General features: G+C 73.1%; 14 protein-coding genes. 13 read left to right on the top strand and 1 reads right to left on the bottom strand.

The genetic code is table 11. The annotated features are described in order from the left end of the window. Positions 1 to 63: 63 nt before the first annotated feature. The gene (locus ACFVHV_RS08450; RefSeq protein ID WP_380350050.1) at positions 64 to 834 is read right to left on the bottom strand and encodes a DNA-methyltransferase; all 771 of its coding nucleotides are present in this window, start codon (positions 832 to 834) and stop codon (positions 64 to 66) included. Between the two features lie 708 nt (positions 835 to 1,542). Between ACFVHV_RS08450 and ACFVHV_RS08445 the strand changes: the two genes are divergently transcribed. The 13 genes from ACFVHV_RS08445 (at position 1,543) to ACFVHV_RS08385 (ending at position 12,872) form a co-directional block, all read left to right on the top strand. Next, the gene (locus ACFVHV_RS08445) at positions 1,543 to 2,724 is read left to right on the top strand and encodes a C40 family peptidase (protein WP_380349890.1); all 1,182 of its coding nucleotides are present in this window, start codon (positions 1,543 to 1,545) and stop codon (positions 2,722 to 2,724) included. Between the two features lie 94 nt (positions 2,725 to 2,818). After that, entirely contained in the window at positions 2,819 to 3,136 is a 318-nt protein-coding gene (locus ACFVHV_RS08440) for a DUF6112 family protein (protein WP_380349887.1), read from the top strand. After that, positions 3,136 to 3,840, top strand: a complete 705-nt coding sequence (locus ACFVHV_RS08435) for a hypothetical protein (RefSeq protein WP_380349884.1) — start codon at positions 3,136 to 3,138, stop codon at positions 3,838 to 3,840. The genes ACFVHV_RS08440 and ACFVHV_RS08435 overlap by 1 nt, the downstream gene beginning before the upstream one ends. Before the next feature lie 145 nt (positions 3,841 to 3,985). Then, positions 3,986 to 5,338, top strand: a complete 1,353-nt coding sequence (locus tag ACFVHV_RS08430; RefSeq protein WP_380349881.1) for an ATP-binding protein — start codon at positions 3,986 to 3,988, stop codon at positions 5,336 to 5,338. A 61-nt stretch (positions 5,339 to 5,399) separates the two neighbouring features. Further along, on the top strand, positions 5,400 to 6,857 hold the full coding sequence (locus ACFVHV_RS08425; RefSeq protein ID WP_380350047.1) for an SCO6880 family protein: 1,458 nt from the start codon (positions 5,400 to 5,402) through the stop codon (positions 6,855 to 6,857). A gap of 13 nt (positions 6,858 to 6,870) precedes the next feature. Further along, entirely contained in the window at positions 6,871 to 7,317 is a 447-nt protein-coding gene (locus ACFVHV_RS08420) for a DUF6238 family protein (protein WP_380349878.1), read from the top strand. After that, positions 7,314 to 8,855 (top strand): ATP-binding protein, encoded by a 1,542-nt coding sequence (locus tag ACFVHV_RS08415; protein WP_380350045.1) that lies wholly within the window; start codon positions 7,314 to 7,316, stop codon positions 8,853 to 8,855. The genes ACFVHV_RS08420 and ACFVHV_RS08415 overlap by 4 nt, the downstream gene beginning before the upstream one ends. 31 nt (positions 8,856 to 8,886) lie before the next feature. Continuing rightward, entirely contained in the window at positions 8,887 to 9,558 is a 672-nt protein-coding gene (locus tag ACFVHV_RS08410) for a hypothetical protein (protein ID WP_380349875.1), read from the top strand. Between the two features lie 46 nt (positions 9,559 to 9,604). Continuing rightward, a complete protein-coding gene (locus tag ACFVHV_RS08405) occupies positions 9,605 to 10,018 on the top strand; it encodes a hypothetical protein (RefSeq protein ID WP_380349872.1) in 414 nt (137 codons plus the stop codon). Beyond that, on the top strand, positions 10,015 to 10,767 hold the full coding sequence (locus ACFVHV_RS08400; RefSeq protein WP_380349870.1) for a hypothetical protein: 753 nt from the start codon (positions 10,015 to 10,017) through the stop codon (positions 10,765 to 10,767). The genes ACFVHV_RS08405 and ACFVHV_RS08400 overlap by 4 nt, the downstream gene beginning before the upstream one ends. Before the next feature lie 23 nt (positions 10,768 to 10,790). Then, positions 10,791 to 11,177, top strand: coding sequence for a hypothetical protein (locus tag ACFVHV_RS08395; RefSeq protein WP_380349867.1), 387 nt, complete (start codon positions 10,791 to 10,793; stop codon positions 11,175 to 11,177). Between the two features lie 124 nt (positions 11,178 to 11,301). Then, positions 11,302 to 12,369 (top strand): hypothetical protein, encoded by a 1,068-nt coding sequence (locus ACFVHV_RS08390; protein ID WP_380349864.1) that lies wholly within the window; start codon positions 11,302 to 11,304, stop codon positions 12,367 to 12,369. Between the two features lie 11 nt (positions 12,370 to 12,380). Further along, on the top strand, positions 12,381 to 12,872 hold the full coding sequence (locus ACFVHV_RS08385) for a hypothetical protein (RefSeq protein WP_380349861.1): 492 nt from the start codon (positions 12,381 to 12,383) through the stop codon (positions 12,870 to 12,872). Positions 12,873 to 12,874: the final 2 nt, after the last annotated feature.

Below are 12,874 nucleotides of genomic sequence, written 5' to 3'. Positions count from 1 at the left end.
TGCGGCATCGCGCTGGGCGGCGGGCCGGGCCGCCGTGTCGGGCGGCCCGGCGGCTGAGCGGGTTCAGGCGGGCGGCTGCGCACCGTTGGGTTCGGTGTCGGAGGTGCCGGCGGCGATCTGCCGGGCGGTCTCGGCCAGGCGCTGTTCGGCGATGCTCGCGTAGTGGTCGGTGACCTCGATGCCGACGAAGTCCCGGCCTTCCAGCAGGGCGGCGACCCCGGTCGTTCCGCTGCCCATGCAGAAGTCGAGGACGGTGCCGCCGGGCTTAGCGATCTTGACGAGGTCGCGCATCACCGAGACGGGCTTCTGGGTGATGTGGACGCGGCCGGCGCGCGGCTGGGACGCCGTGTAGAGGCCGGGCAGGTAGACGGGGTTGGCGTCGGCGTCGATGGGCCCCTTGCTCCCCCACAGAACGAACTCGCAGTTCTGGGTGAAGCGACCCTTCTGCGGCCTCGCTGCGGGCTTGTACCAGGCCAGCGCGCCGCGCCAGATCCAGCCTCCGGCCTGCAACGCGTCGGCGGTGGAGCCCAGTTGGCGCCAGTCGGTGAACACTGCGGCCATGCCGCCGTCGCGGGTGGCCCGGCAGGACTCGGCGAGCAGCTGGCTCAGCCAGTAGGTGTACGCGCGCTGGTCCTTGTTCTCCCCGGGGAAGTCGACGAGGGTGTGCGCCGCGTCGGCGCTGGTGTACTTCGCCCGCGCGCTGCGGGAGGTGCGTTCCTTGGCGGTGCGCCCGCCCGAGTTGTACGGCGGGTCGGTGATCACGCAGTCGACGCTGGCGGTGGGGATCTCGGCGAGCCGGAGCAGGGCGTCGCCGCGGTGGATCGTGTAGTTCAGGGGTGTTCCTTCGGTGCGGGGACAGGGCGCCGTGCCGCCCGGCCGGTGGGGTTTGTCCGGCCGTGCGGTGATCCCGCAGACGCCGGCGAGGGCGGCGGTCGGGTGGCGGTCGGAGCAACCTAGGCGACCGACGGCCGAAAACCTAAAACGGGCTCCCGCCTTCCCGCGTCAAGATCTTTTTTCATTTTCGGCCGGGCTCCGCCTATCGTCCTCCACGTCGCACGGCGCGGCGTCGGACATGAAGGCTATTTACTCCTGTTTTTGGTTTTCGGCCGCCCGGCTCCTACCGTGTGACGCACCGGCACTCCGGATCGCCCCGCGCCTCCTGAATGGCATTCATGGCTCATGGCCGGAGCGGGTTCGAGCTGTTGGGAGCACCTGTGCCGCCGGTACGCCGGTTCAGCCGTTTTAGGTTTTCGGCCGCTGGTTCTCTACCGTCGCAAACGCCATTCGGCGAATTCCACCCATCCCATGAAGGGCACCCCCATGCCTTTTTCGAGATTACGAGGGCGGCTTGCTGCCGCTTTCCGTCTGCTCCGCCCCGGCCGCCGTGCGCGGCCGGGGCCCGGTGTCGGCCGTGTGTTCTTGGCCGCCTGATCTGATCGGAGGCTTCGCCATCCGCTCCCTCACCTGCCGGGCTCCCGTGCCCCTCTGCCGTCCGCCGAATTCGCGCTGCCGGGCTGCTGGAGGCGACCCGACGAGGACGCGATGAGCTGGAGGAAGGTGACGGGCGCCGGTGCCGCCGGGATCCTGCTCGTCCCCTTCTTCATCGGCTTCCCCGCGCTCGCGGTCACCGCGAACGACGAGGCGACCAAGGCCGCCAAGGACGCGACGTCCTGCACCAACAACGGGACAAATGCACAGCCTGTGGACAGTGCGGCCGTCGCGGCCCAGGTCCGGCTGATCCTCTCGGGTTCCGCCGGTCCGGCCGCCCCGGTCTCGGGGCTCGATTCGCCGAGCCTCCAGATCCCCAACGCGAAGGCGATCGTCGCCACCGGCCGCTCGATGAACGTGCCCGCTCGCGGACAGGTGATCGCGGTGGCGACCGCGCTGCAGGAGTCCGGACTTCGCAACCTCCCGGACGGCGACCGGGACAGTCTCGGACTGTTCCAGCAACGGCCGTCGCAGGGCTGGGGCACGCCAGCCCAGATCCAGGATCCCGTCTACGCCTCCACCCAGTTCTACAGGGCGCTGCTGGAGGTCAAGGGGTGGCAGCAGCTGCCGCTCACCCAGGCCGCACAGGCGGTCCAGAAGAGCGGCTTCCCGGACGCCTACGCCAAGTGGGAGCCGCTGGCCACCGCACTGCAGCAGGCCATCGCCCAGGCGCTCGGCGGCAATTCGGCCACCACCGCTTCCCCGAGCCCGGCTCCGTCCGGCTCGCCTTCGCCGACCGCCTCACCGTCCGGCTCGTGCGGGACGGACTCGGGCAGCGGGACCGACTGGGGCACCATCCCCGCCGGCGCCCTGCCCGACGGGTACGCGATCCCCACCACCGCGCCCGTCCCGGTGCAGTCCGCGATCAAGTGGGCGCTCGGGCAGCTGGGCACGGCCTACCAGTGGGGCGGGTCGTGCAGCGCTCCACACGGCCCGGATCCGATGGGCCGTTGCGATTGCAGCAGCCTGATGCAGCAGTCGTACAAGGCGGCCGGCATCACCCTGACCCGCACCACCTACACGCAGGTGACCGAGGGCATCGCGGTGTCCGTGGACGCCTTGCAGCCGGGCGACCTGCTGTTCACGGAGCCGGGCTCCGAGGGCCCCGGTCACGTCGGCATGTACATCGGGCAGGGCCTGATCGTGCACGCGCCGCACACGGGTGACGTGGTCAAGATCAGCACGCTCGCCTCGTGGAAATCCGGCATCATCGCCGCCCGCCGCATCGTCCACTGACGCCAACTGCGGCCAACCTCAGCGCACTTCGCGCACCTCACCACATCTTAGCGGCCCGCCCGCCTCCCCCTGTCCCCCTCTCTGTGGAGCGTGATTGACCACCTATCTCGCCGACGCCGCCGTCAAGGTCCTGGCCTTCGACCCCGGCATCAGCCCTAGCGAAGGCGGCCTGCCCGGCCTGTCCGTGCTCAAGTCCACGGTCGGCTCGATCAATTTGTTCGCGATCATCGCCGTGGTCGGTGCCCTGTGCGTCTCCGGCATCGTCTGGGCCTGGGGCCACCACACCGGCTCGCACGGCAGCGAGGCCAAGGGCAAGCAAGGCGCCTTGGTGGCCGCCGGCTGCGCCCTCCTGCTCGGCGCCGCCAACGGAATCGTCACCTTCTTCAGCACCGTTGGGACCAACGTCCACTGATGCCGACGAAGTTCATGCCGTTCAAGCCGGGCGGGCAGTCCCTGATGCTGCGTCGCGTGCTGATCGGCCTGGGCGCCCTGGTGGTCGCCGCCCTCATCGCCGGGCTCATCGCCCGGTATGCGGGTAGCGGCCACCGGGCCCCGGCCCCAGCCGCCTCCGCCAGCCCGGCCGCCCCGCCCCGGACCTCCGCCTCCGCCATGCCCAGCACGCCTGCCCCCTCCACCAGCGCGAAGCCGACCGTCTCCCCCGTTGCGGCGCCGCCGCACACCACCGACCCCCTCGCCTTCGCCCAGGCGTTCGCGACCGCACTGTGGTCGTACGACACCCGCACCACCACCCAGTCCCAGCAGCTCGCGGGCCTGCGCACGTGGATGACCGGCGAGAGCCAGTACGCCGACCTCGACGCCGTCGCCGCCCAGGTGCCCGACCCGACGCTGTGGGACCGGATGCACGACAACGGCCAGTGGGCCACCGGCCAGGCGGCCGAGGCGCACCTGCCCGCCGCCTTCCAGTCGGCCGTCGCCAAGGACCCGACGAAGCTGACCGTCGCCTACCTGTACGCCGTCACGGTCACCGGCACCCAGTCCATCACCTGGAACGACGGAGGCCGCGGCGCCGAGGACCGCGCCATCACCATCGCCGTCCAGTGCCGCCCCGGACACGACTGCGCCCTGGCCTCGATCGCCCCCACCGTCTACCCCTGACCACCCACGAGAGAAAAGGAGGTGATCGCCCATCGGTTTCTGTGATCTCCCCCTGGCCGGCGCGCTGTGCGACACGGTCGTCGGCGGAGTCTCCGACAGCATCACGGACTCGATCGGCAAATGGATCGCCAAGTCCTGCGGTGACATGGCCAAGAGTGCGGCCGACCTCGCGGCCAAGGCGGTGGACACCACCACGAAGGTCGATCTCGGCGCCTCGTGGTTCCGGGACAACTACTCGTTGATCCTGCCGATCGGCCTGGTCGTGATCGTCGCGACGTTCTGCCTTCAGCTGATGAGGGCCGCCTGGCGCCGTGACGGGCAGGCCCTGTCCCAGGCCGTCACCGGCACCGTCTCGGGCGTGCTGTTCTCCTTCGTCGCCGTCTCCTGCACCAGCATCGCGCTGACGATCGTCGACGCCCTCAGCGAGGGCTTGTTCCACGTGGCCAACACGTCCACGTCCGACGCGGTCGCCCGGGTGATTCGGGTCGGCCAGATCACCACGCTCTCCGACCTGGGCTGGGGCATCCCCGCCCTCGTCGCCCTCGGCTGCGTCGCCGGCGCGATCATGTACTGGGGCACGATGGTGCTCCGGAAGGTCGCGATCCTGGTGCTCGTCACCCTGGCGATCTTCGCCGGAGCCGGCGGCGGTTGGGAACCCGCGTCCCGCTGGCGGCGGGCCTGGATCGAGGCGACCGCCGCCCTCGTCGCCTCCAAGCTCGTGATGACGATCATCTTTCTCCTCGGCGTCTCCGCGATCGGCCGCTCCGATGGCAAGGGCGGCGCCCTGGCCGCGCTCTCGGACGTCCTCGCCGGCATCGTCGTCATGATCATGGTTCTGCTGGCCCCGATGATGACCTACAAGTTCATCCACTGGGCGGCCGACGGCACCAGCGCCGACCTGCACCGCACCACCAGCACCGGACTCGCCACCGCCGCGGGCGCCGCCCGAAAGGGCGCCACCATGGCGATGAGCGCCAGCACCAGCGGCGCCGGCGGCGCCGCGATGGCAGGTGCCCCGCAGGGCCCGGCCACCGTCCCCGGCCAGAACAGCCCCGTCGGCGGTTCCCCGTCCACCCCGAGCGCGGCGACGTCCGGCCCCAGCGGCCCGGCCCAGTCCACCTTCGCCTTCCCCGGCACCGGCAAGGGCGGCACCGTGGACGCCGTCACGAAGCCCCTGATCACCCGTCGCGGCAGCGGCAGCGGGCAGCCGCTGATCACCCGGGCCGCCTCGGAAGGCGGTGGGGATTCCGCCCCCATCTCGGCCCCGTCGCCGGCGACCGCCGCCGAAGCGGCAGCGCCGCCAGGCGGATCGGGAGCAGACGCCCCGGCACCGATCGTGCTGGGCGCCCCCCGCACCGGCAGCCGCGCCTCGTCCGGCCCGGCAGGAACGTTCATGCCGAGCACGTCGCCCGCTGGTCCCGCGGTGTCGAGCGCCCCGGTCAGCGGCCCGGCCCCCGCTCCGGCTCCGGCCTCCCCTCCGCCCCCGCCTCTCGCCTGACCTGTCCCGGCCGGGGCACTGCCACCAGCCCCGGCCGGGCCCCTGACGCCAGGAGTCGCCTCTGTCCACCGCCGAGTTCGTCTCGACCGTCCGCTTTCCCGCCCGGTCCCGCCGCGGCGTCCTGCTCGGGCTCAGCCCCGCCCAGCTGTCCGTCGTCGGCACCGCCGGCGCCCTGCTGCTCGTGACCATGGTCACCACCGGCCTCACTGGGGCCGTCCTCGCCACCCCGCTCTGGGCTCTGGCCGCCGCCGTCGTCCTCATCCGCTACCACAGCCGCTCCGTCGCAGATTGGGCCCCGATCGTCATCCGCTACTACCTGCGCCGCGCAAAGGGCCAGCTGATCTGGCTCGCCCGCCCCACCTCCCGGCCCCGGCGCGACGGCCTGCTCCACCTGCCCGGCACCGACGCCAGCCTGCGCGCGGTCACCTCGCCCGACGGCAGCACCGGCGCCGTCCACGATCCGCAGCGCGGCACCCTCACCGCCGCGGTCCGTGTCAGCTCCCGCGCCTTCGCCCTCCTCGACGCCCCCACGAAGGCCGCAAACGTGTCCGGCTGGGGCCGCGCCCTGGCCGCGCTCGCCCGCACCGGATACATCCAGAGCGTCCAGGTGATCGAGCGCACCATCCCCGACTCCGGCGACGCGCTCCAGCGCTACTGGGCCGAGAACGGCAACCCCGACGCCCCGCTCGCCGGCGTGGTCTACGAGGAACTGCTCGCCGCCGCCGGCCCCACCGCCGCCCCGCACGAGGCGTACATCGCCGTCAGCCTCGACCTCAAGAAGGCCCGCCGCCTGATCGGGGAGGCGGGCGGCGGACTCACCGGGGCGTTCACCGTCCTCGGCCAGCTCGTCCCGGGCTTCGAGCAGTCCCTCCGCAACTGCGGCCTCACCCCCGGCGGATGGCTGACCGGCGGCGAGTTCGCCGCCGTCATCCGCAGCGCCTACGACCCCAAGTCGCTCGCCGCGATGGAGCAGTGGTCCGAGACCGGCCGCGCCACCGCGTCCCCGGCCGCCGCAGGCCCGGTCGTCCTGCGGGAGGAGCCGAACCGGGTCCTGACCGACAGCGCCTGCCACGCCGTCTACTGGATCGAGCAGTGGCCCCGGTCCGAGGTCAGCGCGGGCTTCCTGCACTCGCTGATCTTCTCCGCCGGCGTCCGGCGAACCCTGAGCCTGCATTACGGGCCCGACGACCTCGATGCCGCGCTCAAGGCCGTCCAGCGGCAGAAGGCCACGATCGTCGCCGACGCCGCCGAGCGCGTCCGCAAGGGCCAGGTCGACAGCGAGAGCGACAACCAGGAGTACGCCGACGCCAAGACCCACGAGCGCGAGCTCATCTCCGGCCACGCGGACGTCGACTTCACCGGCCTCGTGGTGATCTCCGCCGACAACCCCGAGGACCTGCGCCGCCAGTGCGCCACGGTGGAGACCGCCTGCTCCAGCGAAGGCCTGGATCCCCGCCTCCTCATCTGGGAGCAAGCCGAAAGCTTCAGCCGCGCGGCACTCCCGCTCGCCCGGCTCTGACGGGAGGCCCGCCATGAACCACCTGCCGACCGACAGCACCTCCCGACTCCTGCGCTTCGCCACCGCCGCCGTCGACGTCCACCACCACACCGCGCTGCCCGACCGGCAAAGCGCCTCCCGCGTCGAACTGGACGCCCTCCACTCCCACTGCACCGCGCTGTTCCAGCTGGTCGACACCCACACCACGGCCACCCGCCCGAACAACCCCGCCGAGGCCGACCAGCTCCACGCCGCCCGGATCCGGCTGTGGCAGAGCGCCGACGCCCTCCACTCCGCCTACCACCGCGCACCCCTCGCCGACGGACGGCTCCCCACCCGCGAGGCCTGCGCCCTGCGGCTGCCCGAAGGCGCCCCGGACATGGTCATCTGCCAGCGCCACACCACCGCCTCCGCCCGCATGCGCCAGATCTCCACCCCCTCCGAGCTGCGCGGAACCCCGACCGCCGCCTCCCGCACCTGAACCAAGGACCCGCTCTGCGCGCATCCGCCTCCCCTCTCTTCACCCCCACCCGCACTGACCGCGCCTCACGCCGCCAGGCCCGCCGCGACCTCGCCGCCGCCCGCCGCACCGCCCGCGACAGCTCCCGCCCCGTACGCACCCGCACCCGCCGCGAGGAGAACGAGGAACTGCGCCCCGTCTTCCCGGCCGGCGGGCGCCCGGGAACCGCCTCCCTGCGCGGCGGCAAGCTCAAGCTGCCCCCGCACCGGATGACCACCGCCACCGCCAGCGCCGCCTACCCGTTCCTCGCCGAGGGCGGCCTCGGCTCCGCCGGCATGCTGATCGGCCGCGACGTCCACGCCGAAGCCAGCTTCGTCTTCGACCCGTTCGCCCTCTACTCGCGCGTCGAAAACTTCACGAACCCGAACTGCCTCGTCGCCGGCGTCATCGGACAGGGCAAGTCCGCCCTGGCGAAGTCAATCGCCCTGCGCAGCACGGCATTTGGCTACCGCGTGTACGTCCCCTGCGACCCGAAGGGCGAGTGGACCAGCGTCGCGCAGGCCGTCGGCGGCACCGCGATCGCCCTCGGCCCGGGCCTGCCCGGGCGGCTCAACCCCATGGACGCGCCCGCCCCGCCCGCCGGGGTCGATCCGGACGGCTGGGCGAGCGAGGTCCGCAAGCGCCGCCTGCTGCTGCTCGGCTCCCTCGCACGGACCGTGCTGCAGCGCGACCTGCTGCCGCGGGAGTACACCGCGCTCGACCTCGCGCTGGACACTGCCGCCGAGCAGGCGGAGCAGCAGGGCCGGGTGCTGCTGCTCGGCGACGTCGCCGCGGTCCTCGGCCAGCCCGCCGTCCTCGATGCCGCGATCGGCGACCCCTCGCGCCGCGTCGGCGAGGCCGCCCAGGACCTCTCCCATGCCCTGCGCCGCCTGATCAGCGGTGACCTAGGCGGGATGTTCGACGCTCCCTCGACCGCCGCCTTCGACCCGACCAGCCCGATGCTGACGATCGACCTGTCCCGGCTCGGCAGCGCCGGCGACGACACCGGGCTCGTCCTCGCGATGACCTGCGCGAGCGCCTGGATGGAGTCCGCGCTCAGCGACCCGGGCGGCGGGCGGCGGTGGGTGATCTACGACGAGGCCTGGCGCGTGATGCGCCACGAGGCCCTGCTGCAGCGCATGCAGAGCCAGTGGAAGCTCAGCCGCGGCCTCGGCATCGCCAACATGCTGATCATCCACCGCCTTTCGGACCTGCTCAGCGCCGGCGACGCCGGATCGCGGGCCCGCGCCCTCGCCGAGGGCCTGCTGGCCGACTGCGCGACCCGCGTGATCTACCGGCAGGAGGCCGACCAGCTGGCCGCCACCGCCGGGCTGCTCGGCCTGACCGGCGTCGAGATGGCCGCCATCGCCCAGCTGGGCCGCGGCCGGGGCCTGTGGAAGGTGGCGGGCCGGTCGTTCGTGGTCCAACATCTGCTCCACCGAGCCGAGCTGACGGCCTTCGACACGGACGCCCGGATGCACTCCCCGGCCCGGACGGCGGACGCCTCCCCCGCCCTCTGATCCCCGCCCCGCCGACTTCCCGAGGATCCTCGTGCCCAACGTCGCCGTAGCCCACCTGCCGGAGCGGGACCTGCTCGTCGCGGAAGCGCCCGACCGCCGCAGCGCCCAGCTGCTCGAACAGGCCGGCCTCGTGCGGGACGACGCGCTCGGACTGCACCGGTTCCGACGCGACACCCCGCCGGAGACCGCCAAACGCCAGCTGCGGGAGGCCCGGCGGCTGCTGTTCCCGGCCGAGTACGGGTTCACCCGCGTCTACAGCGAGGCCGAGCAGTACGAGGCCACCCAGCGCCGGAACCCGCTCACGCCTCCTGGGCCGGTCCTGACCGCCACCAGCAGGGCTCCGGCCGTCCACCACGTGTCCACCGACATCGCCAACGGCCACATGGTGCTGCTCGCCCATCATGAATCCCCCTACGAGGCAACCGAGTTGCTGGGGCTCTATCCGGCTTCCGGAAAGGCGGCGACCTTCTACACCGAGGGCGGCGGCTACTACGGCGCCAGCCGCCACCCGGACCTGGACTCCGCGCTCGCGGAGTGGTCCTCGCAGGGCTACGCCACCGAAGCCCCCATCGCCGACCCCCGCCGCAGGGCCGCCCTGCTCGCCTCCCGGGCGGCAGCAGGCCGCACCAAGCCTCTGCCTGCCACCCCTTCGCCCATCAGCGTGGCCCTGACCGTCGCCCGCCGAAACGGCGCCCCGTTCTGACCACACCCCCACCAATTCCCCTCTGCCCGAACGTACTTGGAGATCCATGCCTCACTCGCTCACCCGCCAGGACGCCCGCCTGGAGGCCGCCCTGGGCCGAAGCGTCACCTCGCTGATCGCCACCGAGGCGAGGGCGGACGCCGCCACCGCCCGACTTCTCGACGCCCACCGCGTGCTCACCGAGGCCGAGACTGCGGTCGCGTTCCAGCGGGTGCGCCTGGTCAACGTCGCGACGGCCAAGCGCCGGGTCGACGACGCCGTCCTCGACCAGCTCGACGCCCACCTGGAGGAACTGGAGGTCGCCGCCGAACGGCGCGACCAGCTGGAGGCCGACCTGGTGCGCCTGATCGAGGAGCACGAACACGAGGCCGCCCGCGAGGCCGAGCGCGAACAGGCCGCCGCCGCGAGCACCCCGTTCATCCCGCTGCTGCTGGCGCCGGGCGCGGCGCGCCACCGGTGAGCCCCGACGCACCGCTCGTCGAGTTCGGCTGGGACTTCGACGTCGGGGAGTTCGCGGTGCGCTCCGGACCGCTCCCCCGGGCCGCCGGAGAGATCCTCTACCAGGCCGGGTTCTGGTACCGCGCACAGCAGTTGGGCGCCGACGCGTGGCACCAGCACCTGAACGTCGAGGCGAACGAGCAGATCGACAACGCCGCCGGCGCGATCGACGCCCTGCTCAAGGCCGGTGTGCAGGTGTCCAACTGGCACGACCCGCGGCAGAGCGGGCAGCGCCTGGTGGACCACTACGCCTGGCTCCAGGACGAAGGCCCGTTCCCCGACGCTGCCGCCACCGCCGACAAGGCCCGCTGGCACACTCGCGCCGCACTCCTCGCCGGCCTCGATTCCGACGCCAGCAGGACGCTCGCCGCGCAGATCACCGACGGCGGCCTCGTCGTCGAGGCGATGCAGAAGTGGGAGACCGACAGCACCCAGTGGTGGCTCGCCTTCGAGGCCTCCTCCGGCTGCTACCAGATCCTCCGCTTCGACCCGGTCGACCGCTCCCTCGGCATCACCGACCACTACGCCGGCTGGTACTGGCCCCAGGCGCGCCGCGACTTCCGCGTCCAGCAGCAGCGGGACACCAGCCGCCCGAGCCCGTCCCGGGCCGACGCCGCCCGCACCGCCCGGCCGGCACGGATGCGGACATCCCCGTCCGCGCCGCCCGACCGCCCGCAGCCGCCGGAGGCCGGCCGATCGGCCCGCCGCTGACCACCCCAACGAGAGGACTCCTCATGGAGACGACGTCCAGCACCGAGGCGGCCCCGGTCGTCACCTTCCGTCCGCTGCGCGAGGCCGGCATCACCGCGGGCACCACCAGCCGGGACCAGCGCGTGGTGGCAGCGCTGCGCGACGCCGGCTTCGAACTCGGCCGCGACGCCGCCCCGGAGCGGTACTCGCTCGCCACCGCCGACCCGGCCGAGCAGCTGCGCGCCATGGTCGACGCCACCCGGTCGCTGCACGACCTGGACGTCACGGTGGCCGTCCGCCGCGGCATCGACTTCTCCCCGCACGCCGCCCGGACCACGCCCCTGCTGCTGTCCCCCGCGCGCTCTGCCACCACCTCCGCCACGCCGATCCAGACCCCCCAGCGCCCGGTCCCGACGTCCGGCCTCCGCTGATCCCGCCCCCCTGCCCCGAGGAGCACGCATCCGTCCCGATCACGTCTCGGTCGCCCACGACCCGCAGTACGGTATCGCCGTCTCCCTCGGCCAGGAGGTCACCCCGTTTGCCCGAGAGGTCCTCGTGCGTTCCGGGTTCCAGCCCCTCCCCGACGGTCGGCTCACCATCCACCAGACCGGGGACACAGATCGCCATGTCCGCCAGACCGTCGCCGAACTGCGGCGTATCGGTATCCCGGTCACCGCGGCACCGGAGTTCGACGCCGTTCCCGGCCGCCCCGTCCCGCCGAGCCCGGCGGTGGCCGCCGCCGGCCCCGGGTCCGTGATCCACCTCAGCCCTCCGGCCACGAGCCGCTCGCACGACGTCGCCTTCGGACGCCACCCGCAGCTGGGCATCGTCGCCCGCAACGCCTCCGACCGGCAGGACGTGCGTCTGGCCCTCGCCGAGGCCGGCTTCGTACGCACTTCCCCCACCTCCGACCTGTTCGCCCTCGACGAGCCCGAGTTCGAAGGCGACCGGCGCACCTCCACCGCTATCGCCCGCCTGCGCGACCAGGGCGTGCGCGTCGCCGCGGACCTCGCCTTCGAGCCCCTCGACGGCCCGTACACACCGACCGACCCGTTCGCCACCCGCCTGGTCGCCGCGATGAACCGCACCCCGCCGTCCCCCGAGCCCTCTCCCGCCCCGTCCCCGCCGGCGGACCCGTTCGAGACGAAGCTGATCAAGGCGCCGGACCTGTCCCGCCCGGCCGCGCCGAAGGGCGCCGATCCGTTCAACACGGTGATCCACGGCCCGGTCGGGCCCAGTATCGACGAGCGCCGCACCGACGCGATGCTGCACGACCGGGCGGCCATGAGCGCCGAGATCGCCTCGCGCCTGCGGGCGATCCAGCAGCAGCTGCGCGGCGACCTGTCCGGCATCGACCCGGCGCGGATCGAGGCGGTGATCGGCGAGGCCACCACCGTTCTGGCCGGGGCGAGCAAGGATCTCGCCTCCGTCGCCGCAGCCCCCGCGGCCCGCCCCGCGGCGGCCTCGCCCACCAGTCCCCGGGCCCGCGCGGCGCTCGCCGTCAGCGGCCAGGTCCGCTCCGGCGCGGCCCTCCAGGCCCAGGGCGCCGCCGCCACCGCCACCGCGGCCCCCGCCGTCGATCCGCGCATCGCGTGGGCCGCCGGTAACCGCAACACCCGATAAGGAGACCCTACTTGGCCGTCAAGACCGTCTGGACCGTCGAGCACGCCTGCGGGGACAGCGTCGAGCACGACCTGTCCGCCCGTCCCGCCGACCAGCGGGCCGGTTACGCCCGCTGGCTCGCCGGACGCTCCTGCAAGGACTGCTGGCTCGCCGAGCGCAAGGAGGACCCCGCCTCCCGTGAGGCGTGGATCGCCGAACGCCGTGCGGAGGAACAGCAGGCCGCCACCGACTGGGCCCAGAAGTTCAGCATGCCGCCGCTGGACGGCCCGCCCAAGGCGATCAGCTGGGGCGAGCGGTGCCGCTACCAGCTCGTCACCGGCGCCTACCGCGTCCTCGTGCAGGAGGGCGGCCTCGCCGAGGAGGGCTGGCAGGACATCGAGCAGCAGGTCCGGGTGACCGACCGAGCCAGCTGGTGGATCGACCAGCGCGACGCGGCCCCCGCCGACCTGCCCGAACTGCTCGCCGCCGCTGCCGACGCCCGCACCACGGAGAACCCCTTCTGAAC

It is taken from the genome of Kitasatospora sp. NPDC127116, assembly GCF_042677365.1.
Lineage (GTDB): Bacteria > Actinomycetota > Actinomycetes > Streptomycetales > Streptomycetaceae > Kitasatospora > Kitasatospora lactacystinica.
The sequence above is the reverse complement of the archived record's forward strand: the minus strand, read 5'-3'. Positions and strand labels throughout refer to the sequence as shown.

What these genes read in the sequence shown, in the direction of transcription:
- ACFVHV_RS08445 (WP_380349890.1), top strand. Translation starts at nt 1,543, where the DNA reads ATGAGCTGGAGGAAGGTGACGGGCGCCGGTGCCGCCGGGATCCTGCTC.
- ACFVHV_RS08435 (WP_380349884.1), top strand. Translation starts at nt 3,136, where the DNA reads ATGCCGACGAAGTTCATGCCGTTCAAGCCGGGCGGGCAGTCCCTGATG.
- ACFVHV_RS08430 (WP_380349881.1), top strand. Translation starts at nt 3,986, where the DNA reads ATGGCCAAGAGTGCGGCCGACCTCGCGGCCAAGGCGGTGGACACCACC.
- ACFVHV_RS08420 (WP_380349878.1), top strand. Translation starts at nt 6,871, where the DNA reads ATGAACCACCTGCCGACCGACAGCACCTCCCGACTCCTGCGCTTCGCC.
- ACFVHV_RS08405 (WP_380349872.1), top strand. Translation starts at nt 9,605, where the DNA reads ATGCCTCACTCGCTCACCCGCCAGGACGCCCGCCTGGAGGCCGCCCTG.
- ACFVHV_RS08395 (WP_380349867.1), top strand. Translation starts at nt 10,791, where the DNA reads ATGGAGACGACGTCCAGCACCGAGGCGGCCCCGGTCGTCACCTTCCGT.